This is a genomic window from Actinomycetospora flava, from assembly GCF_037400335.1.
GTDB classification, from domain to species: Bacteria; Actinomycetota; Actinomycetes; order Mycobacteriales; family Pseudonocardiaceae; genus Actinomycetospora; species Actinomycetospora flava.
The window spans coordinates 16,898-43,149 of sequence record NZ_JBBEGM010000004.1; the positions used below are offsets into that span (position 1 = coordinate 16,898).

Consider the following 26,252-nt stretch of genomic DNA (forward strand, 5'->3'; position numbering starts at 1 on the left):
GGGGCCGGTCACCGCGTCTCGGCCTGCGCTTCGCGGCGCTCGAGCTCGGAGAGCACCTCGGGGCCCAGCACGGTGATGTCGCCGGCGCCCATGGTGACGACGAGGTCGCCGGGGCGGGCGAGGTCGGCGAGCAGCGCCGGCACCTGGCCCCACGACGGCTCGTAGTGCACGTTCTCGTCGGGCAGCGTGAGCTGGCGGGCGATCAGCTCACCGTTGACGCCCGGCTCGGGCTGCTCGCGGGCGCCGTACACGTCGAGCACCACGACCTCGTCGGCCAGCGAGAGCGCGGCGCCGAACTCGGCCGCGAAGTCCCGGGTGCGCGAGTAGAGGTGCGGCTGGAACGCCACGATGAGGCGCCCGTGCTCGCCGAGCACCGGGCGGGCGGCGCGCAGCTGCGCGGCGACCTTGGTGGGCGCGTGGGCGTAGTCGTCGTAGACCCGCACGCCGGCGGCGGTGCCGCGGTACTCGAAGCGCCGGCGCACCCCGTCGAACCCGGCGAGGCCGCCGAGCAGGCCGTCGATCGGGGCGCCGAGGTCGAGGCCCGCGAGCAGCGCGGCGCAGGCGTTGAGCGCCTGGTGCTCCCCCGGCACGCCGAGGCGCAGCTCGTGCTCCTGCCCGGCGAGCGCCAGGCGCAGGATCCCGGCCGAGCCCTCGGCGCGGTAGTCGAGCACCTGCACGTCGTCGGGGCCCGTGGCCGCGCGCCCGTAGCGGCGCACGCGGATCCCGGACTCCGCCGCGCGGTCGCCCAGCGTCGCCGCGCCGGGGTCGTCCGCGCAGACCACGAGCGCGCCGCCGGGCTCGATCCGCGCGGCGAACGCGTCGAACACGGCCATGTAGGCCTCGGCGGTGCCGTGGTGGTCGAGGTGGTCGGGCTCGACGTTGGTGACGATGGCGACCGCGGGCGAGTACGCGAGGAACGAGCCGTCGCTCTCGTCGGCCTCCGCCACGAACACGTCGCCGAGGCCGTGGTGCGCGCTGGAGCCCGAGGCCAGCAGGTCGCCGCCGATCATGAACGACGGGTCCTCGCCGCACGCCTGCAGCGCGACCACGAGCATCGAGGTCGTCGAGGTCTTGCCGGCGCTGCCCGACACGCAGGCGGCGCGGTGGTCGGCCATGAGCTCGGCGAGGACCGCGGACCGGTGGAGCACGGGGATGCCGCGCGCGGCGGCCTCGACGAGCTCGGGGTTGTCCGGGTCGGCCTGGTGCACGGCCTTCGTCGTGACCAGGCACGTCGGGCCGCCGGGCAGCAGGTCGAGGTTGTGCGCGTCGTGGCCGACGGTGACCTCGGCGCCGAGCGTGCGCAGCGCGAGCACCGCCCGGGAGTCCTTCGCGTCGGAGCCCGACACCATCGCGCCGCGCGCCAGCAGGATCCGCGCGATGCCGCTCATCGCGGCGCCGCCGGCACCGATGAAGTGCACGCGGGAGAGCAGCCGGGGCAGCGGCGGCACGCCGGAGTCCGGGCCGACCTGCTGCTGGACCTGCTCCGTCGGGCTCATGGCTGCGTCCTCCCCGTCGCGCTCGCGCCGACGTGACCCGCCACGCCCAGCACTGTCCGCGCCAGTGTCTCGTCCGCCCCCGCGTGGCCCGAACGCCGGGCCGCCTCGGCGGTCGCGGCGAGCCGTGCGGGGTCGGCGACGAGGCCCGTCACGAGCTCGGCGACCTTCTCGCCCGTGAGGTCCGCGTCGCGCACGACCACGCCGCCGCCCGCCTCGACGACGGGCGTCGCGTTGAGCTCCTGCTCCCCGTTGCCGTGCGGGAGCGGCACGTAGATCGCGGGCAGCCCGACCGTCGAGACCTCGGCGACGGTCATCGCCCCGGACCGGCACAGGGCGACGTCGGCCGCGGCGTAGGCGAGATCCATCCGCTCGAGGTAGGGCACGGGCACGTACCCGGGCGCCTCGACGGTGGGCGCGTTCTTCGGGCCGTGCGCGTGCAGCACCCAGATCCCGGCGGCGGTGAGCGCGGGGACGGCGGCCGAGACGGCCTCGTTGAGCGAGCGCGCGCCCTGCGAGCCGCCGAAGACCAGCAGCACCGGCGCCTGCGGGTCGAGCCCGAAGTGCTCGCGGGCCTGCGCGCGCAGGCCGGCGCGGTCGAGGTCGGTGATCGCCCGGCGCAGCGGGATGCCGATGACGCGCGCCCCGGCGAGCCCGCTGCCCGGCACGGCGGCGAGGACCTCGCGCGCGAACCGGGCGCCGACCTTGTTCGCGATGCCGGCGCGGGCGTTGGCCTCGTGCACGACGATCGGCAGGCGCATCGAGGCGGCGGCGAGGTAGGCGGGCAGGGCGACGTAGCCCCCGAAGCCGACGACGACGTCGGCGCCGACCTCGCGCAGCACCGCGCGGGTCCGGCGCACCGAGCGGACCACCCGGAAGGGCAGGCGAGCCAGGTCGGCGCCCGGCTTGCGGGGCAGCGGCACCGGCGGGATCAGCTCGAGCGGGTAGCCGCGCGCCGGGATCAGGCGGGTGTCGAGGCCCTTCTCCGTGCCCAGGGCCGTGACCCGCGCGTCCGGGCACAGGCGGCGGACCGCGTCGGCGGTGGCCAGGGCGGGCTCCACGTGCCCGGCGCTGCCGCCGCCGGCCACGACCACGGAGAGCGGGGTGTCCATGCCCCTATGGTCCGGGCCGCCGGAACGGGCCGTCACCGGCCCCCTCCCCTGGACGCCGGCCGCGACGCCACCTCCGGCTCGGGCAGCCGCAGCGTGCGGGCGAGGCGGCCCTGGCCGTGGGCGCGCAGCACCCGCGCGGCCTCCGGCTCGTGGCGCGCGAAGTTCGCCAGCAGGCCGCCCGAGAGCAGCGCGAGCGCGAGCGACGTGCCGCCCGAGGACACCAGCGGCAGCGGGATGCCGGTCACCGGCAGCAGGCCGACGACGTAGCCGATGTTGATGCACGCCTGCGCGACCAGCCAGACCGTGAGCGTCGAGGCGACCACCCGGATCCACGGGTCGACGCTGCGCACGGCGATCCGCAGGCCGACGTAGGCGAGGGTCGCGAACAGGGCGATGACGGCCGCGGCCCCGACGAACCCCAGCTCCTCGCCGATGATCGCGAAGATGAAGTCGTTGTCGGCGTTGGGCAGGTAGTCCCACTTCGCGCGGCCCTGGCCGAGGCCGGCGCCGAACAGGCCGCCGTCGGCGAGCGAGTACAGGGCCTGCCGCGCCTGGTAGGCCGGGCCGAGCGGATCGGCCGCCTCGGGGTTGAGGAACGCGGTGATCCGGCTCTGCCGGTAGGTGGCGACCACCCCGAGCACCACCGAGGCGACGACACCGCTCGAGACGATGAACGCCATCAGCCCGAGCGGCGCGCACGCGAACCACAGCAGCGCGAACACGATGATCATCAGGGACACCGTGGTGCCCAGGTCGGGCTGCGCGAGCACGAGCCCGAGCACGCCCAGCGACACCGGCAGCAGCGGCATGAGCGCGGCCCGCCAGGTCTTCGGGTGGGGGCGGTGGCGCACCAGCACGTGCGCGCCCCACAGCGCGAGCGCGATCTTCGTCAGCTCGGAGGGCTGCAGCGAGAGCCCGGCGACGCGGAACCAGCTGCGCGACCCGTTGACCACCGCGCCCAGCCCGGGGACGAGCACGAGCACGAGCAGCACCAGGCAGCCGGCGAGCAGCCAGGGGCTCGCCGCCCGCAGCCTGCGCGGCGGCACGCGCAGGCCCAGCCAGAACAGGGCGAGGCCGATCAGCGCGAACGCGGCCTGGCGGAGGAACACCCCGTACGACGACCCGCCCGCCGCGTAGGCCGACACCGCCGACGCCGAGAGCACCATGACCAGCCCGAGCGCGGTGAGCAGCCCGAACACCGCGAGCACGAGGTGCAGCGACGTCAGCGGGCGCTCGAGCCACTGGTGCAGCGCCGTGCGGGCGGCGGCGAGGACGCCGGGGCGGGACGGACCCCGCCCCGCACGACCCGACCGGCCCGGACCGCGGGCCGGCGCGCTCACGTGCTCGGCGAGGTCTCGACGTCGGGGCTGGCCGCGCCGTGCGCGCCCACCCCGCCCGCCACCGTGCGCGCCGCGGCGGCGAACGCGTCGCCGCGGGCGGCGTAGTCGCGGAACATGTCCATCGACGCCGCCGCGGGGGCGAGCAGCACGGTGTCGCCGGGCCGCGCGAGGGTCGCCGCGGCCCGTGCCGCGGCCAGCATGCCGGGCTCGGATTCGCTCACGGACCCATCGTCGCCCCCGCCCGCGTCCAGGACGGGGATCTCGGGGGCGTGTCGCGCCAGCGCCGCGGCCACGACCGCGCGATCGCGGCCGAGCACGACCGCGCCGGCGAGCCGCCCGCGGTGGGCCACGACGACGTCGGTGACGTCCGCGCCCTTGAGCAGGCCGCCCGCCACCCACACCACGCTCGGGTGCGCGGCGAGCGAGGCCGCGGCGGCGTGCGGGTTGGTGGCCTTGGAGTCGTCGACCCAGCGCACCCCGCCGGCCTCGGCCACGACGGCCCCGCGGTGCGGACCCGGGGCGACCGCGCGCAGCCCGGCCGCGACGGCCTCCGGGGACACGCCGTGCGCGCGGGCGAGCGCGGCGGCGGCGAGCGCGTTGGCCTCGCCGGGCGGGCCGGGCGGCGCGACGTCGGTGACCGCCGCGAGCCGGACCCGGTCGCCGAAGGCCCTGTCGACGAGGTGCCCGTCGACGATCCCCAGCTCGCCGGGCGCCGGCTCGCCGCGGGTGAAGCCGACGTGGAGCGGCGCCGGCGCGGCGACGAGCAGCGCCGCCGCCTCGCGGTCGTTGAGGCCCCCGACGGCGACCTCCCCGCGCAGGACCCGGGCCTTCGCCGCGCCGTAGGCGGCCATCGAGCCGTGCCAGTCGAGGTGGTCCTCGGCGAGGTTGAGCACCGCCCCCGCGAACGGGCGCACCGACGGCGACCACTCGAGCTGGAAGCTGGAGAGCTCGACGGCGAGCACCCGGTGTCCCGCGCGCAGGGCGTCCAGGATGGGCAGGCCGATGTTGCCGCAGGCGACGGTGTCCTCCCCCGCCGCGCGCAGGATCGCCTCGAGCATCGTCGTCGTGGTGGTCTTGCCGTTGGTGCCGGTGACCGCGAGCCAGCGCGGCGGCCCGTCCGGGCACACCGCCGGGTCCTCGCCCAGCCACCAGGCCAGCTCGGGCTCGCCGACCATCGGCACCGACGCCGCCCGCGCGGCCAGCGCCAGGGGCGAGTCGGTGCGGAAGCCGGGGCTCGTCACCACGAGGTCGACCCCGTCGGGCACGGACGCCATGTCCTGCGTCCGCGCGACGGGCCGCTCGCCCAGGGTGTCCAGCTGGGCCGGGTCGCCGTCGGCGACGGTCACGGTCGCGCCGAGGTGCAGCAGCACGTCGACGACCGAGATGCCGGTCCGGCGGGCCCCGGCGACCAGGACGTGGCGCTCCGGCCAGCTCGATGGTCCGGCTCCGGCTTCGCTCCGCGTCCAGCTAGCCACCCGACGCCGCCAGCCATTCGCTGTAGAACAGGCCCAGCCCCAGCGCGCAGCAGATCGCCGCGAGCAGCCAGAACCGGATGATGACCGTGGTCTCCGCCCAGCCCGCGAGCTCGAAGTGGTGGTGGAACGGGGCCATCCGGAACGGCCGCCGGCGCGTCGTCCGGAACACCGCGACCTGGATGACCACCGACAGCGCCTCGACGACGAACACGCCGCCGAGCACGACCAGCAGCAGCTCGGTGCGCGTCACCATGGCCAGGCCGGCGAACAGCCCGCCGAGCGCGAGCGAGCCGGTGTCGCCCATGAAGATCCGCGCGGGCGCGGCGTTCCACCACAGGAACCCGATGCACGCCCCCATGGCCGCGGCCGCCACCAGGGTGATGTCGAGCGGGTCCCTGACCTGGTAGCAGCCCGCCTCGATCTGCACCCCGCAGGCGTTGCGGAACTGCCAGAACGACACGATCAGATAGGTCGCCAGCACCATCGCGGACGTGCCCGCGGCGAGGCCGTCGAGCCCGTCGGTGAGGTTCACGGCGTTCGAGGCCGCCGTGACGATCAGGTAGCAGAACAGCACGAACCCGACCGCGCCGAAGCCGACCACGGCGATGTCCCGCACGAACGAGAGGTTCGTGGAAACCGGCCGCAGGCCCTGTTCGTCGGGGAACTGCAGCGCCAGCACGGCGAACACCACCGCGCTCACGAACTGGCCGACGAGCTTCGCGGTCTTGTTCAGGCCCAGGTTGCGCTGGCGCCGGATCTTGATGAAGTCGTCGAGGAACCCGACGATCCCCAGCGCCGTCATGAGCATCAGCACCAGCAGCGCCGACGCCGAGATCGCGACGTCGCCGACGAGGTGGGCGGCGAGGTAGCCGATCCACACCGCGGCGAGGATCGCGACGCCGCCCATGGTCGGCGTGCCCCGCTTGCCGCGGTGGCTCTGCGGGCCCTCCTCGCGGATCTCCTGCCCGAACCCCTGCTTGATGAACAGGCGGATCACGTACGGCGTCAGGAGGATCGACACGGCCAGCGCGACCCCTGCCGCCACCAGCACGCCTCTCATGAGGCTCCTCCCGTGGTCAGTGCCTCGGCCACCTTCTCGAGTCCCGCCGAGCGCGACGCCTTGATCAGCACGACGTCGCCCGGGGACACACCCGCGCTCACCAGCTCGGCGGCCGCGGCGGCGTCGGGCACCAGCCGCGAGTCGACGCCCTCCGACGCCGCCGCCTCGTGGAGCGGCCGGGCGCCGTCACCGACGACGATCAGGCGCTGCACCCCGGTGCGGGCCACCTCGCGGCCGATCTCGGTGTGCGCGCGGGGGGCGTCGTCGCCGAGCTCGGCCATGACGCCGAGCACCGCGGTGTGCCGCCCGCCCATCGCCCCGAGCGTCGCGAGCGCGGCCCGCATCGACTCGGGGTTCGCGTTGTAGGCGTCGTTGAGCACCCGCACGCCGTCCGCGCGCTCGGTGAGCTCCATCCGCCAGCGCGAGCGCGGCGCCGCCGTCCCGAGACGCTCGGCGATCGCGTCGACGCCCAGCCCCGCCTCGAGGGCGACGGCCGCGGCGGCGAGCGCGTTGTCGACGTGGTGGGCGCCGTGCAGCGCCAGGCGCACCGGGGCTTCGCCGGCCGGGGTGACCAGGCGGAACGCGGCGCGCCCGGCGTCGTCGAGCGTCACGTCGACCGCCCGCACCGTCGCCTCGGGCGCCCGCCCGGCGTGCACGACGCGCGCGGCGGTGCGGCGCTCCATGGCGGCGACCACGGGGTCGTCGGCGCCCAGCACCGCGACGCCGTCGGCCGGCAGCGCCTCGACCAGCTCGCCCTTGGCCTGCGCGATCGCCTCGCGCGACCCGAACTCCCCGAGGTGCGCCGACCCGACGTTGAGCACGACGCCGATGCGCGGCGGCGCGACGCGGCACAGGGCGTCGACGTGTCCGGGCCCGCGCGCGGAGAGCTCGAGAACGAGGTGGCGGGTGGTCGGCGTGGCGCGCAGCGCGGTCCACGGGTGGCCGAGCTCGTTGTTGAACGACCCGGGCGGCGCGACGGTCTCGCCGGCGGACTCCAGGAGGTGCGCGGTCAGGTCCTTCGTCGACGTCTTGCCCGACGAGCCGGTGATCCCGACGACGAGCAGCCCGTCGGCGGTCAGGAGGTCGACGACGTGGCGCGCGAGGGCGGCGAGGCCCGCCAGCACCCCGGCACCGGCGCCGTTCTCGTCGGCCGCGAGGACGTAGGAGGACGACACCTGGTGGACCGGCGGCACGATCACCGCCGGCGCGTCGACCTCGCGGGCGGCGAGGACGCCCGCCGCACCGTTGGCCAGGGCGGCGCCGACGAAGTCGTGCCCGTCGACACGCTCGCCGGGCAGGGCCACGAACAGCCCGCCGGCCGTGACCGCGCGGCTGTCGAACTCGACGGAGCCGGTGACCCGCTCCTCCCCCGTGGCGGCGTGCAGCCGTCCCCCGGTGGCGCGGGCGACGTCGGCGAGGGTCAGCTCGATCACGGTCGACCACCGGTCCGCAGGGCCCGCTCCAGCTCGTCGACGTCGGAGAACGGGAGCTTCTCGTCACCGACCTGCTGGCCGGTCTCGTGGCCCTTGCCCGCCACGACGACCACGTCGCCCGGCCGCGCGTCGGCGACGGCGGCGGCGATGGCCGCGCGCCGGTCGCCGATCTCGTCGACCAGGGCGCCGTCGACGTCACGCGCCCCGGCGAGCACCTCGGCGCGGATGGCCGCGGGGTCCTCGGAGCGCGGGTTGTCGTCGGTGATCCAGAGGTGGTCGGAGAGCTGGGCGCCCAGCCGGCCCATCACGGGGCGCTTGGCGCGGTCGCGGTCGCCGCCACAGCCGAGCACCGTGAGCAGGCGCCCGTCGGTGCCGGCGCGCAGGGTCTCGAGCAGCGCCTCGACCGCGGCCGGCTTGTGGGCGTAGTCGACCACCGCGAGGAACGGCTGTCCGGCCTCGACCCGCTGCATCCGGCCCGGCACGCGGACCTGCGCGAGCCCGCCGGCGAGGACGGCCGGGTCGTACCCGGTCGCGGCGCCGCAGGCCAGCGCGAGCAGGGCGTTGGTGACGTTGAAGGCGCCGGGCAGCCGCACGGCCACCGGCAGCACGAGTCCGTCGGGGCCGTGGACGGTGAAGCGCTGGGTGCCGTCGGGCAGGGCGACGACGTCCTCGGCGCGCCAGTCGGCGTCGGGGGCGCCGACGGTCACGGTGGCCTTCCCCGGACCCTCGCGCACGAGGCGGCGACCCCACGGCGAGTCCACGCAGACCACCTCGGCCCGGCTGCGCCCGTCGAACAGGCGCGCCTTGGCCGCGAAGTAGTCCTCCATGTCGGCGTGGAAGTCGAGGTGCTCGGCGGACAGGTTCGTGAACGCCCCGACCGCGAAGCCGGTGCCCGCGACGCGGCCCAGCGCCAGCGCGTGGCTCGAGACCTCCATCGCCACGTGCGTCGCGCCGTCGTCGGCCATCCGGGCGAGCAGGGCCTGCAGATCGGGCGCCTCGGGCGTCGTGAAGGCGCTGGGCAGCCGCTCGCCGCCGAGGCGCGTCTCCACGGTGCCGATGAGCCCCGTCGTCGCGCCGGCGGCCGCGAGCGCCGCCTCGAGCAGGTAGACGGTGGTGGTCTTGCCGCTGGTGCCGGTGACGCCGAGGACGTCGAGGCGCGTCGACGGGTCGCCGTAGACCAGGGCGGACGCCGGGCCGATCGCCGCGCGCGGGTCGGCGTGGACGAGGACGGGGACGTCGCCGTCGCGCAGGGCCGCGCGGTCGGCGCCCGCCGCGTCGGTCAGCACCGCCGCCGCGCCGCGCGCCAGGGCCTGGTCGGCGAAGTCCGCGCCGTGCGCCCGGGCGCCGGGCAGCGCCGCGAACAGGTCGCCGGGCCGGACCTCCTGCGCGCGCAGCGTGGCCCCGGTGACCCGGGCGGCGTCGTCACCGACGATCTCCACCGGCCCGTCGTCGGGGCGGGCGGAGCGGATGCGCTCGGCCACGGCAGTGATCATCACGGGCTCCGTCCGACGGGGCCGCAACGGGCCCGCGTCGGTCTGGTCGGGGGCGCCCCCGGAATCGCCCCCGACGACCCGCCCCCGGGCGGGGCCGGCGGCGTCGTCGAAGGTCCTCGGCGGTGCGGCGGGCACGATCGCGCAGGCTACTCACCGTCTCCGGGGCCTCCGTGAAGGCCCTGCGGCCTGCGCAGTGTTGTCGGGGAGCTGCTACGGCAGGGTGAGCGGCACCTCGCGCGGCGGGGCGGTCGACACCGGCACCGCCCCGTGCTGCGCGAGGTACGCGCCGATCTCGTGGAACAGCGGCGCCGCGGAGTCGCCGCCCGGCGGGCGGTCGAGCATCAGGGCGACGACGTAGCGCGGGTCCTGCGCGGGGAACATGCCGGCGAAGGTGATCCAGTAGTTCGACTGCGAGTAGCAGCCGCAGCCCGGGTCGACCTGCTGGGCGGTCCCGGTCTTGCCGGCCACCGGGTAGCCCGGGATCGCCGCCGCCGGACCGGTGCCCCGGTTGGCGCCGGTCCCGTTCTGGGTCACCGACTGGAGCATGTCGCGCATCGTTCGGGCCGTCTCCGGGCTCATCGCCCGCACCCCCTCCGGCGCCGCCGACGGGATGCGCACGCCGTCCCCGCCGACCTCGGCCTCGACCACCCGCGGCGGCACGCGCACGCCGTCGTTGGCCACGGCCTGGTACATGCTCGCCATCTGCAGGGTCGTCATCGACAGGCCCTGGCCGATCGGCAGGTTGCCGAACGTGCTGCCCGACCAGTCCTCGCGGGCCGGCACCGATCCGGAGCTCTCGCCGGGGAGCTCGATCCCGGTGCGCTGGCCGATCCCGAGCGCACGGAGCATCGCGTTGAACCGGTCCGGGCCGAGGCGCTGCGCGGTCATCAGCGTGCCGACGTTCGACGAGCGGCCGAGCACCCCGTTCAGCGTCATGTTGATCGTCCCGTGCGACCAGGCGTCGCTGATCGTCCGGTCGGCGACGCGGATGCTGCCCGGCACCTGCAGGACGTCCTCGGGGCGGGCGACGCCGTTCTCGATCGCCGCCGCCATCGTCACGAGCTTGTTGACCGAGCCCGGCTCGAACGGCGAGGTCACCGAGGGGTTGCTCAGCTGGGCGCCGGCGGCCCCGGGTGCGGCGGGGTTGAACCCGCCCGAGTTGGCCATCGAGAGCACCTGGCCGGTGTGGGCGTCCAGCACCACGGCGCTGCCGCTGCGGGCGCCGACCTTCGCCGTGTAGTCGCGCAGGCGCTGCTCGACGGCGTACTGCAGGTCGGTGTCGAGGGTGAGGACGACGTCGCGACCGGCCTGCGCGGGCTGCTCGGCGCGGGTGGTGCCGGGGATGACGGCGTCGCTGCCCTCGGCGGTGTCGACGACGCGGAAGCCGTCGGTGCCCGCGAGGGTGGTGTCGAGCGCGCTCTCCAGCCCGATCGAGCCGCGGATCTTCTGGCGGTCCATGTTCCAGGACGCGCTGCCCACGACGGTCGAGGCGACGTCGCCCGCCGGGTACTGGCGCGACTCGCGGTCCTCCTCGGCGATCTCCGGGAACGCCTCGCGGACCTGCCGCGCCGCGCCCGGGTCGACCAGCGGCGCGAGCACGACGTAGCTGCGGTCCGAGGTCAGCGACGCGAAGATCGGGCCGGGGTCGAGGCCGAGGATGCGGCCCATGCCGACCGCGATCGCCGACTTGCGCTGATCCGGGGTCGGCGAGCCCGGCTGGGCGCGGACGGCCGGCTCGTTCCAGTCGTCCGTGATGCGGCGCGGGTTGGCCACGAGCGCCTTGGCCTCGACGCTGAACGCCAGCGGCGTGCCGTAGCGGTCGAGGATCGCGCCGCGCTCGGCGGGCACGTTGAGGCGCGTGGTGCGCTGCTGCGCCGCGTCCGCGGACAGCTCGCCGGCCCGCAGGCCCTGGACCTCCACCAGCTTCAGCGTGCACAGCAGCAGCACGGCCACCAGCAGCACCCGGCCGACGCGCAGCCGGCGCCGCGGGTCCGGCGGGCGGGACGACGGACGGCGGGCGGGGCGGCGCGGCGGCGGGGGCGGCGGCGAGGGACGGCGACCGCTCGGGGCGCGACCGCCCGGGCCGCGGGCCGGCGGACGGCTCAGGGTCGGCGCGCCGCGCGCCATCACCGACCGGCCCGAGGGGTGTCGTCGTCCTGGCTCGGGACCGCGGTGAGGTGGTCCTCGGCGGCCGCGGCGCCGGCGGGCGCCGGGGCGGGCTGTCCGTCGGTGGCGGCCTGGGCGCCGGTGGACTGGCCGGGGTTCGCGGGGTTCGCGGAGTTCGCGGGGTTCGCGGGGTTCGCGGGGTTCGCGGGGGCGGCGGGTGCGGGCGGCGGGGCGGCGGCCTCGGCCGGCTTCGGGTCGCCGACGACCTGGGAGGACCCGTCCGGCGCGACCAGCAGGACCGCCGGCTCCCCCGCGGGCACCATGCCCTGCGCGCGGGCCGCGGCGGCGAGCGCGGGCGCCGACTGCGCGGCGGCGACGTCGCGGTGCAGGCGCTCGGTCTGCTCGGAGAGGTCCCGGGCGACCTGGCGGGACTCGTCGAGGCGGTAGGAGTCGGCGGCGGCCGCGGTGGAGAGCCACAGCGTCGCCACCAGGCCGCCGGTCAGCAGCACCATGATCAGGAGCACGAAGGGGGCGGTGCCGCCGGAGCGCGGGTCGGCGGGCGCCGGGGCCTTCGCGGCCGGGCGCGTCGCCGACGTCCGCGTCGTGCTCTCGCGCCGCGGATCGGTCCGCGGGCGGGTCGTGCTCGTCCCCGTGCGGGGCTCGGCCAGGGTCGCGGTGCTCATGCTGCGGCCTCCCGCACTCGCTCTGCGGCACGCAGCCGCACCGACGCCGCTCGGGGGTTGGCGGCGATCTCGTCGTCGTCGGCCTTCTCGGCGCCGCGGGTGAGCAGGCGCAGGTCGGGCTCGTCCTCCGGGCGCACCACCGGCATGTCCGGCGGTGCCTTCGAGCGGGTGTGCTCGGCGAGCACCCGCTTGACGATGCGGTCCTCCAGGGACTGGTAGGACATGACGACCACCCGGCCGCCGACCGCGAGCGCGTCCACCGCCGCCGGGACGGCGGTCGCGACGGCGTCGAGCTCGCCGTTGACCTCCACCCGCAGCGCCTGGAACGTGCGCTTCGCGGGGTGGCCGCCCGTGCGCCGGGCGGCGGCCGGGATGGCGTCCTCGAGGAGGGCGACGAGCTCCGCGCTGGTCCGCAACGGAGCCCGCCGCCGGGCACGCACGACGGCCTCGACGATGCGTCGGGCCGCACGCTCCTCGCCGTAGTCGTGGAGCACCCGGATCAGGTCGCCGGGTGCGTAGGTGTTGAGGACGTCCGCGGCGGTGGGACCGGTCGACGAGTCCATCCGCATGTCCAGGGGCGCGTCGCGGGCGTAGGAGAAGCCGCGCTCGTCCTCGTCGAGCTGCATCGAGGAGACACCGAGGTCGAACAGCACGCCCTGCACCGCGTCGTAGCCGAGGTCGTCGAGCACCTCGGGCAGCGCGTCGAACACGGCGTGCACGAAGTGGGTGCGCTCGGCGTAGCCGGAGAGCCGTTCGGACGCGAGCCGCAACGCCGATCGGTCGCGGTCAACACCTACAAGAGTGAGTCTCGAGTGCCGAGAAAGGAGCGCGGCGGAGTGGCCGCCGGCCCCCAGGGTGGCGTCGACGAGCACCGCGTCGCGGTCGGCGAGGGCGGGGTCGAAGAGGGCGACGATGCGGTCGAGCAGGACGGGGACGTGACGCTCACGCTGTGCGGGGTCTGCGGGGTCGTCCCCCGGGGGCCGTGCCCCGTGCTCGTCCACCGAACGCCCTCCACCGACTCGTCGCCACTGCTCCGATGTCCGATGTCGTCACGTCCCGGTCCGCAGATCGACGGACCTGGCGCCGGGGAAGGTGCGCCAGGGCCGTCGCCCTGCGGGCCGGGGCCTCACGGCACCGGACCGTGCGCCCCGCGCGGGGCGCCGCCTGTTCGCTTGTCGTCGGTGCGGTCGGCGTCAGAAGACGCCCGGCAGCACTTCCTGCTGGGCCTGGGCGTAGCCGGCCTCGTGCTCGTCCTGGTAGCGGGCCCAGGCGGCGCTGTCCCAGATCTCGAGGCGGTTGACCGCACCGATCACGGTGCAGTCCCGCTCGAGCCCGGCGTAGCGACGCAGCTCGGCCGCGATCGGGATGCGGCCCTGGGAGTCGGGACGCTGCTCGTCGGTGCCGGCGAACAGGTAGCGCTGGTACGCGCGCACCCGCTCGTCGGTGAACGGCGCCTCGGCCACCTTGCGGGCCATCTGCTCGAACTCGTCACGGGGGAACACGTAGAGGCAGTGGTCCTGGCCCTTCGTGATCATCAACCCCCCTGCGAGCTCGTCACGGAACTTCGCGGGCAGCGTCAACCTGCCCTTGTCGTCCAATCTCGGGGTGTGGGCGCCGAGGAACACGGCGCCCACCTCCCCTGTGCGGCCCCGTTCGCCCCACTGCTCACCACCATACCCCACCCAGCCCCACAACCAAACCATCCTGCGGGCGCGGTGATCCCCGATCGAGGGAGTTCTCGCTGGTCAGCGACGGTGGGGAGTGGTGGGGGAACCGCGCGTGACCCTGACGGCTCCGGCCCCCGGAGGTCGACCCGACACGCCGCTCGCGGGCCTCTCCCCCGGCCCCGAGCAGGGCGGATGCGCCAGGTGGGGCGGTGTGGGGGCCTGTCGGGGGCGCGGTGGGGGGCGTGGTGGGGGTGCCCGGGGGGCGCGGTGGGGGGTCGTGGCGCGCCCGGTGGGGCGAGGTGGGGACGGCGGTGGGTGGGAGTGGGGGCGAGGTGGGGCGCGCCGGCTCGGCGGGCGGGTCCGCGGCGGCGGCTCCCTGCCGAGGCGGCGCCCGCGTCGTGATCAGGGGCGTCGTCGTCCACCTCGCCGGCGCCTTCGAGGTGGATACCGCGCTCGTGATCACGGCGGGAGGCGGCCCAAGCGGGCCGCGCCCCCGGCGAGCGGCACGTCCCGCACCCCGCCGGCGCTCTCGATCATGCGCAGCGTGCCCCTCGCGTCCTCCCCCGTGGGGCGAGGTGGGGTCCGGCGGAGCGACCGGGGACTTCGCGCGCGGAGAAGCAACGAACAGCTCGTTCGCTGCGGCAGGCCCGGGGGACACGCGGAAACGACGACGCGCCGCCGACCCGGGGGTCGGCGGCGCGTCGGAGAACGGGCGAGCTACTCCTGCTCGAAGCGGCGGCGGAAGCGCTCTTCCATGCGCGAGGTGAAGCGGCTGCGCTCCTTCTCGCCGGCGGCGCCGGGCGCGGCGGCCTCACCCTCGGCGGCCGCTTCTTTCTTGCGGGCGCCGAACGAGGTGATCGCGAGGACGGCACCGCCGAACATGGCGAGGAAGCCGACGACGCTGACGATGACCCCCACCGTCGAGGTACTGAACAAGACGACGCCGAGCACCAGCATCACGACGCCGATCACGAAGAGCGCGACGCCCTGGATGCGCCGGCGACGTGACGGGCGTCGGAGCTTGCCTCCCCGAACCGTGGACGCGAACTTCGGGTCCTCGTCGTAGAGAGCGCGCTCGATCTGCTCGAGCAGACGCTGCTCGTGCTCGGAGAGCGGCATGATTCTCCTCCGGCACCGGAATGGAAAATTCGCCCGACCCGTCAGGGTCTGGCGGGCATCGTCCTGATGACCCAGCACCATCCTACGAGTCCGTCGGCGGTCCGACTACCCGGACCGGCGTGTTGCCGTCACTGATCATCCGTTCGGCGCCGGACCGATGTCGCACGGGAAGCAGGCGGATGCGGTCGGTGACCGCTCCGGGCCGGGTCGCCGGCCTCCACGGGCGAGCGCGCCCGGTCCGGGTCCGGGTCGCCGAGCAGGCTCGCCGGGCGGATCGCCGCGACTCCGGAGCGGGATCGCGCCTGGTCAGCGGCCCGCTCGGCGTCGGACCACCCGTGCTCGGGCTCGCCGAGGACGATCTGCTCGGGCGCGCGGTCCGCCGGGACGAGACCCTCGCCGCGCACGCCGAGCAATCGGACCGGCCCGATCTCCCCGAGCGCGTCGAGGAGCTCGACCGCGGTGGCGTGGAGGTCGCGGGCGAGATCGGTGGGCGCCGGGAGGGTCCGCGAGCGTGTGATCGTCGTGAAATCGTCGAAGCGGACCTTGAGGGCGACGGTCCGCGCCCGCATCCCGCGGCGGCGCAGCATCCGGGCCGCGCGGTCGGCGAGGCGCAGCAGTTCGCGGCGCCGGACGGCGGGGTCGACGAGGTCGCGGGCGAAGGTCTCCTCGGCGCCCGCGGACTTCTCGCGGCCGTCGGGGTCGACGCGGCGCTCGTCGATCCCGTGCGCCAGCGAGATCAGGTGCGCGGCGTGCGCCTCCCCCACCGCGCGCCGCATCGTCGAGGGTCCCGCGGCCGCGACGTCGGCGACGGTGGTGATGCCGTGGCGCCCGAGCACCTCCTCGGTCTTCGCGCCGACGCCCCACAGCGCGCCGACCGGCAGCGGGTCGAGGAAGGCGCGCACGCCGTCGGCCGGCACGAGGTGCACGCCGTCGGGCTTGGCGACCCGCGACGCGAGCTTGGCGACGAACATCGTCGACGCGACGCCGACCGAGCACGTGATCCCCTGGCTCGCGGCCACCTCCGCCCGGATCGCCGCGGCGACGCCCAGCGGGGTGGTGCGCAGCCGGCGCAGCGCCCCGGAGACGTCGAGGAACGCCTCGTCGAGGCTCAGCGGCTGCACCAGCGGGGTCACCGCGCGGAACACCGCCATCACCCCGCGGGAGACCTCGGCGTACGCGCCGAAGTCCGGCGGGAGGAACACGGCCTGCGGGCACAGCCGGTGCGCCCGGGCCGACGGCATCGCCGAGCGGACCCCGAAGGCGCGCGCCTCGTAGCTCGCCGAGAGCACCACGCCGCGCTCGGGCCCTCCGCCGACGACGACCGGACGGCCCTTCAGCTCCGGCCGCGAGCGGATCTCCACGGCGGCGTAGAAGGCGTCCATGTCGACGTGCAGGACGCCGCACCCGGCGTCGCGCCCGGCGGGTGCGCCGTTCAGCCCGGCCGCCGGGCGAGGACGTGCAGGCGCGCGGCCATGTCGCGCAGCGGCGGGGTGCCCGCGGCGATGTCCTCGAGCTCGGTGAGCGGGTCCGACGAGCCGGACTCGAGGACGCCGTCGGGCACGAGGTCGGCGAGCACCCGGTGGCCCTGCACCCGCTCGACCGCCAGCTGCCCGCCGGCCTCGACCAGCGTGCGGATCTCCTCGACGTCCATGCGCCGGCGCAGCGGGTCGCCCGGGCCCCAGCGGCCGGTCGGGTCGACGAGCACCTGGCGCGCCTCGACCAGCCGGCCCGCGACGACCCGGGAGAGCACGGCGGCGAAGCGCCCGGCGACGAGCAGCGACACCGCGCCGCCCGGGGCGGCGGCGCCGGCGAGCGCTCGGCACGCCTCGGCGGGGTCGTCGACGTACTCGAGCAGCCCGTGGCCGAGCACGAGGTCGGCCTCGGTGTCGCCGACCGCGTCGGCGAGGGCGTCCGCGTCGCCCTGCACGGCGCGCACCCCCGAGGCCACGCCGGCCTCGCGGGCGCGGCTCTGGAGCACGGCGAGGGCGTTCGCGCTCGAGTCGACCACGGTGACCTCGCAGCCGTCCGCGGCCAGCGGCACCGCCCAGGTGCCGCTGCCCCCGCCGACGTCGAGGACGCGCGGCGCGGCGCCGTCGCGGCGGGAGCGTGCCGCGGTGAGCTCGACGCGCAGGGTGCGCGCGACGACGTCGACCGGGGCGAACGACGCGGCACGGGTCACCGCGACACCGTAGAACGTGTGACGGGTGCTCGGCGCCACAGGATCCGCCGGTCCGGCTCGGGCAGGCTCCGCGTCCGGCCGGTACGTTCACCGCGTGCACGTCACGGCGGTGCTGAGCCTCAAGGGCGGTGTCGGCAAGACGACCGTCGTCCTGGGCCTGGCCGGAGCGGCGCTCCGGGCCGGTCTGCGCACCCTGGTGGTCGATCTCGACCCCCAGGGCAACGCGACGACGGCACTCGAGCCCGAACCGGCCGAGACGACGATCGCGCAGGCCATGGAGCGCCCGTCGGCGGGCGTGCTGGCGACCTCGATCTCCCCCAGCGCCTGGGGCGACGACGTCGACGTCCTCGTCGGCTCCGAGGACGTCGAGCGCCACAACCACCCCGACCCCGGCTCCGACCGTCTCGGGCGGCTCGCGCAGCTGCTCGCGGCCCTGCCCCGTGACGGCCACGACGCCACCGAGACGGGGATCGCGGCGTACGACCTCGTGCTCATCGACTGCCCGCCCTCGCTGGGCCAGCTGACCCGGTCCGCGCTGGTCGCCGTCGACCGCGCGGTGCTGGTGACCGAGCCGACGATCTTCGCCGTCTCGGGCGTGCAGCGCGCCTTCGAGGCCGTGCAGGCCGAGCGCGAGCACAACCCCGACCTCCAGCCGCTGGGCGTGCTGGTAAACAAGTACCGCTCGCGGTCCTCGGAGCACGAGTTCCGCGTCGCCGAGCTCCGCGAGCTGTTCGGCCCCCTCGTGCTCTCCGGCGCGCTGCCCGACCGCAGCGCCGTGCAGCAGGCCCAGGGCGCCGGCGTGCCCATCCAGCGCTGGGACACCCCGGGCGCCCGCGAGATCTCGGGCCAGTTCGACTCGCTGCTCGGCCGCATCGTCCGGTCGCGCTCGGGCCGGACGGGGCGGGCCCGCGCCCGCCGCGCCCCGGAGGCCTGACGGGCCCTGCGTCAGCGCCCCCGGCCCGCCACCGTGCGCGTGACGAGGGCGAGGAACAGATCGGCCTGGCGCACCATGTCGTCGGCGTCACGCTGCGACACGCGCCCCCGCACGCCCGCCTCGACCGCCGAGCGCGTGGCCGAGTGGGCCGCGAAGAACGCCGCCCACTCGCCGTACTCGGGCGCCACCGAGGCGAGCAGGGTCCACGCGTCGGTGGGCCGCGACGCGCGCTTCGAACGCGCCCGCAGAGCGAGGACGGCCGCGGCCGCGCGCAGCGCCCCGAGGTGGGCCGAGCAGAACCGGTCGGCGGGATCGTCCGCGGCCTGGGCCGCCCGCAGCTCGTCGCGCGCCGCGCCCAGCAGCTGCACCACCGTGCGCGACGGCGGTGGCGGCGGCGGGGCGGGCGCGGCGGACTCCGCGGACCGGCCGGTGGCCCCGCGCGTGGCGGAGCGCACCGGACGGCCCTCGCGTCCCGGGGCGGGGGCCGGGACGGCGGTCGGGCGGGCCGGGGCGGGCGAGCCGGCGGGCTCGTCGTCGGGCGTGGTGTCGAACAGTCCGGGCATCGCGAGTGCGCTGGTCATGGTCGGTCTCCTCCGAGGCGGGGCGAGCAGGGGTCAGGCACCGGCCCAGCGCAGATCCCACACGCCGGGCCCGGAGCGCATGCGCAGCACGAACTCGCCGGGCGGCAGATGGGGCTCGTCGGACCGGCAGGCGAGCACCCGCCAGCACCGGCACCGGTCGCCCCCGACGGGCATGGCCGACAGGAACGGCCACCGCGACTCCTCGATCCAGCGCTCGCGCACCTCCGTGACCAGGTAGTGACTGTCGCGCCGGTTCGGGCGGCGATGGAACTCGACGGGGTCGCCGTCCGCGCAGCGGACCTGGACCGGCGAGGGACTGCGAACCACGATGCGTCCTCCACGGCGGCTCTGTGCTCCCCGGCCCGAGGCTCGGGCCGGGTGGGTGCCTGCCACCGTGGGGAGCCGGCGGCACTCCCGGACGGCGGGGCGCTTCCCCCGCCCCGCCGCCCGAGCTATCGAACATGTGTTCGATGTCGACCAGTGAACCCGCTCGGCCCGGCGCCGTCAAGTCGCCCCGAGGGGGTGTCGGGACCACCGCGGCACCCCCCTCCACCGGACGACGGACGGGTGGACCGAGGGCCGCATCGGGGAGAGAAGTCGTGGTGAGATGACGGGGTGCCCCACCCCGCCTCCGCTGGTCCGGGAGCCGGCCGGTGACCGCCGCCCCCGCCCGCGCGTCCGTCGTCGACCTGACGCCCGACGATCTCGCGGCGCGGCTCGACGAGGCGCTCACGGTCTACGTCCGCGCGATGGGCTACCCGCCCGGCACCGTGCGCCAGCGCCGTCCGATGTGGGTCGAGCACTCCCGCCGCGCGGGCTGGCACGCCGCGGCCGCGATCGGGCCCGACCGCTCCCTGTGGGGCATCGCCTACGGCTATCCCGGGGCCCGCGGCCAGTGGTGGTACGAGGAGGTGCGCCGCGGCCTGCTGGCCTCCGGCGCCCCGGGCCGCGAGCTGGCCGAGGCCGTCCTCGGCGACTACTTCGAGCTCACCGAGCTGCACGTGCGCCCCGACGTCCAGGGCGGCGGGATCGGCGAGGCACTGGCCCGCCGCCTGCTCGCCCACCCCCTCGACCGGCACGTGCTGCTCTCCACCCCGGAGGCCGACAACCCGACCCGGGCGTGGTCGCTCTACCGGCGCCTCGGCTTCCACGACGTGCTGCGCCACCACCGGTTCACCAGCGACCCGCGCCCGTTCGCCGTGCTGGGGCGCCCGCTGCCGCTCGACCCGCCCGGGCCGACCGGCCCGCCGGAGGGCCGCGCCTGAGCGGGACCGTCGGGGTCGCCTGGCACCATGCGCGGGTGCCCGACACCGCTCCCGCCCCGACCGCCGGGCCCGAGACGACGTCCGAGCCGAGGACAGCGCCGACGACAGTGCCGACGACAGTGCCGACGACAGTGCCGACGACAGCGCCGACGACCGGACCGCGCCGGGGCCGCCCGCGCCGCACCCTCGTCCTGCTCGCCGTGCTCCTCGCGCTGGTGGGCGTCCTGGGCTCCGGGTGCGTGCGGGTGCGCGCGGGCATGGCCGTCTCCCCCGACGACCGGGTGTCCGGCGTCGTCGACATCGCGACGCCCGACGGGGCTCCGGGCGGGTCGGGCCCGCCGCTGCAGGTGCCCGACGACCTCAGCGGCGACGTGTCCGTCGAGCGCTACGAGCAGGACGGCTACATCGGCTCGCGGCTGCGCTTCGACGACCTGACCTTCGACGACGTCACGCGCGTCCTGCCGACGGTCAGCCCGTCGACGGGGCAGGCGATCCGCGTGCAGATGCGCCGCTCCGGCGACCGGGTGGTGGTCACCGGGCAGGTCGACCTGACGCGCGTGACGCCGGAGAGCTCCGACGTCCAGCTCAAGATCGCCTTCCCCGGCGAGATCCGCCAGACCGACGGCACCGCCGCGAACGGCGTCATCAGCTGGACCTTCCAGCCCGGCACCGTCACCGACGTCAACGCGGTGGTCGACTACCCGGACCCGAGCGCGCCGTCCTGGATCCTCTGGGCGCTGCTGCTGCTCGCGGTCGTCGCGGTCGCCGTCGCGATCGTGGTGGTGCTGGCGATGTCGTCGCGCACCCAGGTGCACACCCGCGCACGCCGCTGACCCAACCCGGCAGCACCGGGCGGGGTCGGAGCGGGGTCGGGGTGGGAGCGGTCAGGAGCCGGGCCGCGCCGCGATCCCGAGGCGCTCGACCACGTCCACCACGGCCGGCGAGCGGTTCATGCTGATGTAGTGGATGTTGGTGACGCCCTCGTCGAACATCCGCTGCGAGAGCTCGACGCACAGGTCGATGCCCGCGTCGCGGTAGCCGTCCTTGTCGTCCTTCAACGGGTCGAGCCGCTCCGACATGACCGCGGGCAGCGGGGCGCCCGCGAAGTCCGCGCCGCGCTCGGCCGACTTGGGCGTGGTCACCGGCATGAGCCCCGGCATGATCGGGATGTCGCAGCCCGCGGCGGCGATGCGGTCGCGCATCCGCAGGAACTGGTCGGCGTCGTAGAACATCTGGGTGATGGCGAACTCCGCGCCCGCCTTCACCTTCTGGATGAAGAAGCGGGTGTCGGAGTCCTCGTCGATCGACCGCGGGTGCAGGTACGGGAAGGCCGCGACGCCGCAGCAGAAGTCGCCGAGGCGGCGCACCATGTGCACCAGCTCCTCGGTGTAGCTCAGTCCCGCCGGGTGCGGCACCCAGTCGGCGTCCTTGTCCCCGGGGGGATCACCCCGGATCGCGAGCACGTTGCTGATCCCGGCCGCGGCGTAGGAGCCGATCACCTGACGGAGGTCGTCGAGGGAGGCGTCCACGGCCGTGAGGTGGGCCATCGCGGTCAGCGTGGTGTCGGTGGCGATGCGCCCGGTGGTCCGCACGGTGCGGTCGCGGCTGGAGCCGCCCGCGCCGTAGGTGACCGACACGAAGGCCGGGTCCAGGGGCTCGAGGTCACGGATGGTCCGCCAGAGGGTCGCCTCGCCCTCGTCGTCCTTGGGCGGGAAGAACTCCGCCGAGAACGTCGGCACCCCGCGCTGGATGCGCTCCGTCACAGTAGCCATCCGTCGACCCTACGGTGACAGGGCGTTCGCACGGAGGACGGTTGTGACCGGGACCGCCCGATCAGCCGGTTCGCCCACCCGCCCCTACGCTCGGTGCCATACACCGCAGGCGTCCGGAGGGGAAGAGTGCGTATGACGGTCGGCGGAACGTCGACGACGGTCGGGAGCGGGCCCGCGGACCCCTTCGACACCGACGGCCGGTACGACCTCGACGCCCTCGAACGCGACCTGCCCACGGCCGTCACCGCCGAGCTCGCGGACTACCTCGCCGGCCGCCGCAGGGACACCCTCGACGTGGCCGAGGAGTTCGCCGAGGCCACCGACGACCTGGCGCGCTTCGTCCTCGCCGGCGGCAAGCGGCTGCGCCCGACGTTCGCCTGGTGGGGCTGGCGCGCCGCGGGCGGCCTCGACGACCCGGGCGTGGTGCTGCGGGCCGTGAGCGCCCTCGAGCTGATCCAGGGCTGCGCGCTCGTGCACGACGACCTCATCGACGACTCCGCCACCCGCCGTGGCGAGCCCACGGTCCACGCGCGCTGGGCGTCCCGGCACGCCGGCGACGGCTGGGCGGGCGACCCGACGCGGTTCGGCGCCGCGGTGGCCATCCTGCTCGGCGACGTGGCGCTGGCCTGGGCCGACGACATGCTCCACGACGCCGGCCTCGACCCCGCGGCGATCGCCCGCGCCCGCCCGGTGTGGCAGGCCATGCGCACCGAGGTGCTCGGCGGGCAGTTCCTCGACGTCCGCGGGCACGCGACGTCGGACTCCAGCCCCGAGACCGCCCTGCGCATCAGCCGCTACAAGACCGCGGCCTACACCGTCGAGCGGCCGCTGCACCTCGGGGCGGCGATCGCGGGTGCCGACGACGCGACGGTGCGCGCCCTCCGCCACTACGGCCGCGACCTCGGCATCGCCTTCCAGCTGCGCGACGACCTGCTCGGCGTGTTCGGCGACCCTGCGGTCACCGGCAAGCCCGCGGGCGACGACCTGCGCGAGGGCAAGCTCACCCTGCTCGTCGCCCTGAGCCGGCAGCACCCCGACCGCGCCACGGCCGCCGTCGTCGAGCGGACCCTCGGCAAGCCCGACCTCGCCGCCGACGACGTCGCCGCCGCCCGCGACGCGCTGCAGGCCCTCGGTGTCGTCGACGACGTCGAGCGGCGCATCACCGACCTCACCGCCTCGGCGCTCGACGCCGTCCGCGGGGCCGGGGCCCCGGCCCTCGCCGCGCCCGCGCCGGAGCGGCTCGCCGACCTGGCCGTGGCCGCCACCCGGCGCGCCCGCTGACCCTCCCGACCGACCGCTCCAGGAGTCCCGCGAAGTGACCCGCACCGTCCGGTCCCCCACCGACCACGTCGTCGTCGTGGGCGCCGGCCTCGCCGGGCTGGCGACCGCCCTGCACCTGCTCGGCGCGGGGCGGCGGGTCACCGTCGTCGAGCGCGACCCCACCCCCGGCGGGCGCGCCGGGCGCCTGGATCTGGATGGCTTCCGCCTCGACACCGGCCCGACCGTCATCACGATGCCCGAGCTGATCGAGGAGGCCCTGGGCGCGGTCGGCGAGAAGCTCGGCGACCGCCTCGAGCTCGTCGACCTGCACCCCGCGTACCACGCACGGTTCGCCGACGGGTCCGCGATCGACGTGCACACCGAGCCCGGCGCGATGGAGCAGGAGATTCGCGAGAAGGTCTCCGCGACCGACGCCGAGGGCTACCGGCGGCTGCGGGCCTGGCTCACCGAGCTCTACCGGGTCCAGATGGCGACGTTCATCGACGCCAACTTCGACTCCCCGCTCGACGTGCTCTCCGGAGACCTCGCCCGCCTCGGCGCGCTGGGCGGCTTCGGGCGGCTCGGCCCGCGGATCGGGAAGTTCCTCGCCGACGAGCGGCTGCGCCGCATCTTCTCCTTCCAGGCGCTCTACGCCGGTGTGCCGCCGGCCCGCGCGCTCGCCGCGTACGCCGTGATCGCCTACATGGACACGATCGCGGGCGTCTCGTTCCCGAAGGGCGGGGTCCGGGCGCTGCCGCAGGCCCTGGCCGACGCGGCCGCCGACGCGGGGGCCGAGTTCCGCTACGGCACGACGGTGACCGGCCTGGAGCGCTCCGCCGGGCGGGTGCGGGCGATCCGGACGGCGCCGACCGGCGAGCCGGGGGCCGACGGCGACCGCCTCGCCGCCGACGCCGTCGTGCTGACCTGCGACCTCCCCGTCGCCTACGGCCTGCTCGGGCGCACGCCGCGCCGTGTGGTGCCGACACGCTGGTCGCCGTCGGCGTACGTGTGGCACGCGGGCGTCCCCGCCGGCACCGGGCTCGGCCACCACACCATCTCGTTCGGCGACGCGTGGGCGGGCACGTTCGACGAGATCATCACCGAGGGCCGGCTGATGTCCGACCCGTCGCTGCTGGTCACGCACCCGACGGCCACCGACCCCTCGCTCGCGCCCGCGGGCCACGAGCTGGTCAGCGTGCTCGCCCCCTGCCCGAACAGCGACCGCGCGCCGCTGGACTGGGAGCGGATCGGGCCGCGCTACCGCGACGAGCTGCGCGCCGTGCTCGCCGGGCGGGGGATCGAGCTCGGCGAGCCGGTCGTCGAGCACGTCATCACCCCGGACGACTGGTCGCGGCTCGGGCTCGCCGCCGGCACCCCGTTCTCCGCGGCGCACACGTTCGCCCAGACCGGCCCGTTCCGGGCGGGCAACCTCGTGCGCGGCGAGGGCAACGTCGTCCTCGCCGGGTCCGGCACGACCCCGGGCGTCGGGGTCCCCACCGTGCTGGTGTCCGGGAAGCTGGCCGCGGCGCGGATCACCGGATGAGCACGACCGAACTGGACGCGGCCGGCGTCACCGACCCCGCCCTGCGCGACGCCTACACCCGCTGCCGCGCGCTCAACGCCGCGCACGGGCGCACCTACTTCCTGGCCACGCGCCTGCTCGCGCCCGCCCAGCGCCCGGCGATCCACGCCCTGTACGGCTTCGCGCGGATGGCCGACGACGTGGTCGACGACCCCGAGGCCGACGCCACGCCGCCCGCCGTCGCCGCCCGGCTGGAGGAGGTGCGGGCCCGCATGCGGCGCGGCCTCGCGGGCACCGACCCCCGCGCGCTCGTGGCGGAGGGCGAGCCGGTGGTCGCGGCGCTGGCGGACACCGTCGCCCGCTACGGCATCGACCACCGCCACCTCGAGGACTTCATGGACTCGATGGCCATGGACCTCACCGTCACCGACTACCCGACGTTCGACGACCTCGCCCGCTACGTGCACGGCTCCGCCGCGGTGATCGGGCTGCAGGTGCTGCCGGTGCTCGGCACCGTCGTGCCCCGCGAGGAGGCCGCGCCCTACGCCGCCGACCTCGGCGTGGCCTTCCAGGTCACCAACTTCCTGCGCGACGTCGGCGAGGACCTCGACCGCGGGCGCGTCTACCTCCCCCGCGACGAGCTCGCCGCGTTCGGCGTCGACCGCGACCTGCTCGAGCACGGCCGGGCCACCGGGCGCACCGACCCCCGGGTGCGCCGGGCGCTGGCCCACCTCGTCGCCCGCACCCGCGCGGTGTACCGGCGCGCCGAGCGCGGCATCGCCCTGCTCCACCCGGTGTCGCGGCCCTGCGTCCGCACCGCGCACGTGCTCTACGGCGGCATCCTCGACGAGATCGTGGCCGCCGACTACGACGTGCTGCGCACGCGCGTCGCCGTCGGCAACGGGCGGCGGGCGGCGGTCGCCCTGCCGCGGCTCGCGCACGCCGTCGGCGCCCGGTGGCGGCACCGCGCGTCGGCATGAGCGAGCTCGTCCTCGCGTTCGACGCGGCGTGCGCGCGCTGCCGGGCCGTCGCGGCCACCGTCGCGACGACCGTGGGGCCGGACCTCGACGTGCTCCCGCTGGCCGACTACCGCGTGGCGCTGTGGCGGGCGGAGGCCGGCGTGGAGGGCGAGGTGCCCACGCTCATCGAGATCACTTCGACCGACGGCGACGACCGCGTCCGCGCCTGGACCGGCCCCGCGCTGGCACCGGCGCTCGTCCGGCGGCTCGGCGCGCGGCGCACCGCCCGGCTCCTGCAGGCCCTGCGGACCCACGGCGTCCTGGGGGACGCGACCCGGGGTGTGCTCAGGAAGCCCCTCAGAAAGCCATCGCCTGGGCGCGGCGCTTGACCTCGCGCCCCCGGTCGGAGCGCAGGGCGTCGATCGGCATGCCCGGCAGCGACTCGTCGTCGGCGAAGAGCCACCGCAGGATCTCCCCGTCGGCGTAGCCGCCGTCGCGGAGCACCTGGATGGTGCCGGGCAGCCCCTTGACCACCCCGTCCGGGGTGAGGAACGCGGCGGGCACCACCCACCGGTCGTCCTCCCGCACCCCCAGCAGCTGACCCTGTTTGATCATCTGGCTGACGCGGGTGCGCGGCACCCCGAGACGCTCGGCGACCTGGGCGAGCGTCTCGACCTCGATGTCATGTCCCACGATGGCGGCGACGGCGGACTCGGACACGCGGTCACCATGCCAGAGGCGCGCCGCTTTCGGAGCCCGCACGCGCGGGGGGAGACGGAGCTTGCGGAGCTCGGCCCGG

The 26,252-nt window shown here is 76.1% G+C and carries 25 protein-coding genes; 7 read left to right on the forward strand and 18 right to left on the reverse strand.

Annotation, left to right across the window (positions count from 1 at the left end; translation table 11 throughout):
• Nucleotides 1-8 precede the first annotated feature (8 nt).
• The 14 genes from murC to WCD58_RS11820 form a co-directional block, all read right to left on the reverse strand.
• Nucleotides 9-1,496, reverse strand: a complete 1,488-nt coding sequence (gene murC / locus WCD58_RS11755) for a UDP-N-acetylmuramate--L-alanine ligase (protein WP_373696213.1) — start codon at nucleotides 1,494-1,496, stop codon at nucleotides 9-11.
• Nucleotides 1,493-2,605: an undecaprenyldiphospho-muramoylpentapeptide beta-N-acetylglucosaminyltransferase gene (gene murG / locus WCD58_RS11760; protein ID WP_337702940.1), complete on the reverse strand. Its 1,113-nt coding sequence runs from the start codon at nucleotides 2,603-2,605 to the stop codon at nucleotides 1,493-1,495. Before murG ends, murC begins: the two co-directional genes overlap by 4 nt.
• Nucleotides 2,606-2,637: 32 nt before the next feature.
• The gene (ftsW, locus tag WCD58_RS11765; RefSeq protein WP_337702941.1) at nucleotides 2,638-3,945 is read right to left on the reverse strand and encodes a putative lipid II flippase FtsW; all 1,308 of its coding nucleotides are present in this window, start codon (nucleotides 3,943-3,945) and stop codon (nucleotides 2,638-2,640) included.
• Nucleotides 3,942-5,420, reverse strand: coding sequence for a UDP-N-acetylmuramoyl-L-alanine--D-glutamate ligase (gene murD, locus WCD58_RS11770; RefSeq protein ID WP_337702943.1), 1,479 nt, complete (start codon nucleotides 5,418-5,420; stop codon nucleotides 3,942-3,944). The genes ftsW and murD overlap by 4 nt, the downstream gene beginning before the upstream one ends.
• Complete coding sequence (mraY, locus tag WCD58_RS11775; RefSeq protein ID WP_337702945.1) at nucleotides 5,413-6,480, reverse strand: phospho-N-acetylmuramoyl-pentapeptide-transferase; 1,068 nt, start codon at nucleotides 6,478-6,480, stop codon at nucleotides 5,413-5,415. The genes murD and mraY overlap by 8 nt, the downstream gene beginning before the upstream one ends.
• On the reverse strand, nucleotides 6,477-7,913 hold the full coding sequence (locus tag WCD58_RS11780; RefSeq protein ID WP_337702948.1) for a UDP-N-acetylmuramoyl-tripeptide--D-alanyl-D-alanine ligase: 1,437 nt from the start codon (nucleotides 7,911-7,913) through the stop codon (nucleotides 6,477-6,479). Before WCD58_RS11780 ends, mraY begins: the two co-directional genes overlap by 4 nt.
• Complete coding sequence (locus tag WCD58_RS11785; protein ID WP_337702950.1) at nucleotides 7,910-9,406, reverse strand: UDP-N-acetylmuramoyl-L-alanyl-D-glutamate--2,6-diaminopimelate ligase; 1,497 nt, start codon at nucleotides 9,404-9,406, stop codon at nucleotides 7,910-7,912. Before WCD58_RS11785 ends, WCD58_RS11780 begins: the two co-directional genes overlap by 4 nt.
• Before the next feature lie 210 nt (nucleotides 9,407-9,616).
• A complete protein-coding gene (locus WCD58_RS11790; protein ID WP_337702952.1) occupies nucleotides 9,617-11,533 on the reverse strand; it encodes a peptidoglycan D,D-transpeptidase FtsI family protein in 1,917 nt (638 codons plus the stop codon).
• Nucleotides 11,533-12,195, reverse strand: coding sequence for a cell division protein FtsL (gene ftsL / locus WCD58_RS11795; RefSeq protein WP_337702954.1), 663 nt, complete (start codon nucleotides 12,193-12,195; stop codon nucleotides 11,533-11,535). Before ftsL ends, WCD58_RS11790 begins: the two co-directional genes overlap by 1 nt.
• The gene (gene rsmH / locus WCD58_RS11800; RefSeq protein ID WP_337702956.1) at nucleotides 12,192-13,196 is read right to left on the reverse strand and encodes a 16S rRNA (cytosine(1402)-N(4))-methyltransferase RsmH; all 1,005 of its coding nucleotides are present in this window, start codon (nucleotides 13,194-13,196) and stop codon (nucleotides 12,192-12,194) included. The genes ftsL and rsmH overlap by 4 nt, the downstream gene beginning before the upstream one ends.
• A gap of 192 nt (nucleotides 13,197-13,388) precedes the next feature.
• On the reverse strand, nucleotides 13,389-13,820 hold the full coding sequence (mraZ, locus tag WCD58_RS11805; RefSeq protein ID WP_337702958.1) for a division/cell wall cluster transcriptional repressor MraZ: 432 nt from the start codon (nucleotides 13,818-13,820) through the stop codon (nucleotides 13,389-13,391).
• Between the two features lie 759 nt (nucleotides 13,821-14,579).
• Nucleotides 14,580-14,981 carry an SCO2097 family morphological protein gene (locus WCD58_RS11810; RefSeq protein ID WP_337703576.1) on the reverse strand — a complete coding sequence of 134 codons (402 nt, stop codon included), beginning with the start codon at nucleotides 14,979-14,981 and terminating at the stop codon, nucleotides 14,580-14,582.
• A 128-nt stretch (nucleotides 14,982-15,109) separates the two neighbouring features.
• A complete protein-coding gene (gene dinB, locus WCD58_RS11815; protein ID WP_373696220.1) occupies nucleotides 15,110-16,417 on the reverse strand; it encodes a DNA polymerase IV in 1,308 nt (435 codons plus the stop codon).
• The gene (locus WCD58_RS11820) at nucleotides 16,414-17,160 is read right to left on the reverse strand and encodes a class I SAM-dependent methyltransferase (RefSeq protein ID WP_337702960.1); all 747 of its coding nucleotides are present in this window, start codon (nucleotides 17,158-17,160) and stop codon (nucleotides 16,414-16,416) included. Before WCD58_RS11820 ends, dinB begins: the two co-directional genes overlap by 4 nt.
• Before the next feature lie 94 nt (nucleotides 17,161-17,254).
• On the opposite strand from WCD58_RS11820, the gene WCD58_RS11825 reads away from it, so the two are divergent.
• The gene (locus WCD58_RS11825; RefSeq protein WP_337702962.1) at nucleotides 17,255-18,094 is read left to right on the forward strand and encodes a ParA family protein; all 840 of its coding nucleotides are present in this window, start codon (nucleotides 17,255-17,257) and stop codon (nucleotides 18,092-18,094) included.
• An 11-nt stretch (nucleotides 18,095-18,105) separates the two neighbouring features.
• Here the strand turns inward: WCD58_RS11825 and WCD58_RS11830 are convergent, their stop codons facing one another.
• Nucleotides 18,106-18,675 carry an SAV_6107 family HEPN domain-containing protein gene (locus tag WCD58_RS11830; protein ID WP_337702963.1) on the reverse strand — a complete coding sequence of 190 codons (570 nt, stop codon included), beginning with the start codon at nucleotides 18,673-18,675 and terminating at the stop codon, nucleotides 18,106-18,108.
• A gap of 33 nt (nucleotides 18,676-18,708) precedes the next feature.
• Nucleotides 18,709-19,002, reverse strand: coding sequence for a hypothetical protein (locus WCD58_RS11835; protein WP_337702965.1), 294 nt, complete (start codon nucleotides 19,000-19,002; stop codon nucleotides 18,709-18,711).
• 326 nt (nucleotides 19,003-19,328) lie between these two features.
• Between WCD58_RS11835 and WCD58_RS11840 the strand changes: the two genes are divergently transcribed.
• Together WCD58_RS11840 and WCD58_RS11845 are read left to right on the forward strand one after the other, a co-directional pair.
• Complete coding sequence (locus WCD58_RS11840; protein ID WP_337702967.1) at nucleotides 19,329-19,940, forward strand: GNAT family N-acetyltransferase; 612 nt, start codon at nucleotides 19,329-19,331, stop codon at nucleotides 19,938-19,940.
• A gap of 35 nt (nucleotides 19,941-19,975) precedes the next feature.
• The gene (locus tag WCD58_RS11845; RefSeq protein WP_337702969.1) at nucleotides 19,976-20,773 is read left to right on the forward strand and encodes a DUF3153 domain-containing protein; all 798 of its coding nucleotides are present in this window, start codon (nucleotides 19,976-19,978) and stop codon (nucleotides 20,771-20,773) included.
• A gap of 51 nt (nucleotides 20,774-20,824) precedes the next feature.
• Here the strand turns inward: WCD58_RS11845 and WCD58_RS11850 are convergent, their stop codons facing one another.
• Nucleotides 20,825-21,712, reverse strand: a complete 888-nt coding sequence (locus WCD58_RS11850; protein ID WP_337702971.1) for a methylenetetrahydrofolate reductase — start codon at nucleotides 21,710-21,712, stop codon at nucleotides 20,825-20,827.
• Nucleotides 21,713-21,844: 132 nt separating this feature from the next.
• Here WCD58_RS11850 and WCD58_RS11855 point away from each other — a divergent pair, with 132 nt between their 5' ends.
• The 4 genes from WCD58_RS11855 to WCD58_RS11870 are packed head-to-tail and all read left to right on the forward strand — an operon-like array spanning nucleotide 21,845 to nucleotide 25,842.
• Nucleotides 21,845-22,993, forward strand: a complete 1,149-nt coding sequence (locus tag WCD58_RS11855) for a polyprenyl synthetase family protein (RefSeq protein ID WP_337702974.1) — start codon at nucleotides 21,845-21,847, stop codon at nucleotides 22,991-22,993.
• 34 nt (nucleotides 22,994-23,027) lie between these two features.
• Nucleotides 23,028-24,515: a phytoene desaturase family protein gene (gene crtI / locus WCD58_RS11860; protein WP_337702976.1), complete on the forward strand. Its 1,488-nt coding sequence runs from the start codon at nucleotides 23,028-23,030 to the stop codon at nucleotides 24,513-24,515.
• Nucleotides 24,512-25,474 (forward strand): phytoene/squalene synthase family protein, encoded by a 963-nt coding sequence (locus tag WCD58_RS11865; protein ID WP_337702978.1) that lies wholly within the window; start codon nucleotides 24,512-24,514, stop codon nucleotides 25,472-25,474. Before crtI ends, WCD58_RS11865 begins: the two co-directional genes overlap by 4 nt.
• Nucleotides 25,471-25,842 carry a hypothetical protein gene (locus WCD58_RS11870; protein WP_337702980.1) on the forward strand — a complete coding sequence of 124 codons (372 nt, stop codon included), beginning with the start codon at nucleotides 25,471-25,473 and terminating at the stop codon, nucleotides 25,840-25,842. The genes WCD58_RS11865 and WCD58_RS11870 overlap by 4 nt, the downstream gene beginning before the upstream one ends.
• On the opposite strand, the gene WCD58_RS11875 is transcribed toward WCD58_RS11870, so the two are convergent.
• The gene (locus WCD58_RS11875) at nucleotides 25,811-26,173 is read right to left on the reverse strand and encodes an Rv2175c family DNA-binding protein (protein WP_337702981.1); all 363 of its coding nucleotides are present in this window, start codon (nucleotides 26,171-26,173) and stop codon (nucleotides 25,811-25,813) included. The genes WCD58_RS11870 and WCD58_RS11875 overlap by 32 nt on opposite strands.
• Nucleotides 26,174-26,252 lie beyond the last annotated feature (79 nt).

Coding starts and splice junctions, on each gene's coding strand:
- murC (WP_373696213.1), bottom strand. CDS start 1,496: ATGAGCCCGACGGAGCAGGTCCAGCAGCAGGTCGGCCCGGACTCCGGC.
- murG (WP_337702940.1), bottom strand. CDS start 2,605: ATGGACACCCCGCTCTCCGTGGTCGTGGCCGGCGGCGGCAGCGCCGGG.
- mraY (WP_337702945.1), bottom strand. CDS start 6,480: ATGAGAGGCGTGCTGGTGGCGGCAGGGGTCGCGCTGGCCGTGTCGATC.
- WCD58_RS11785 (WP_337702950.1), bottom strand. CDS start 9,406: ATGATCACTGCCGTGGCCGAGCGCATCCGCTCCGCCCGCCCCGACGAC.
- WCD58_RS11790 (WP_337702952.1), bottom strand. CDS start 11,533: ATGGCGCGCGGCGCGCCGACCCTGAGCCGTCCGCCGGCCCGCGGCCCG.
- ftsL (WP_337702954.1), bottom strand. CDS start 12,195: ATGAGCACCGCGACCCTGGCCGAGCCCCGCACGGGGACGAGCACGACC.
- WCD58_RS11810 (WP_337703576.1), bottom strand. CDS start 14,981: ATGCCGCTCTCCGAGCACGAGCAGCGTCTGCTCGAGCAGATCGAGCGC.
- WCD58_RS11830 (WP_337702963.1), bottom strand. CDS start 18,675: ATGACCAGCGCACTCGCGATGCCCGGACTGTTCGACACCACGCCCGAC.
- WCD58_RS11850 (WP_337702971.1), bottom strand. CDS start 21,712: ATGGCTACTGTGACGGAGCGCATCCAGCGCGGGGTGCCGACGTTCTCG.
- WCD58_RS11855 (WP_337702974.1), top strand. CDS start 21,845: ATGACGGTCGGCGGAACGTCGACGACGGTCGGGAGCGGGCCCGCGGAC.
- WCD58_RS11865 (WP_337702978.1), top strand. CDS start 24,512: ATGAGCACGACCGAACTGGACGCGGCCGGCGTCACCGACCCCGCCCTG.
- WCD58_RS11870 (WP_337702980.1), top strand. CDS start 25,471: ATGAGCGAGCTCGTCCTCGCGTTCGACGCGGCGTGCGCGCGCTGCCGG.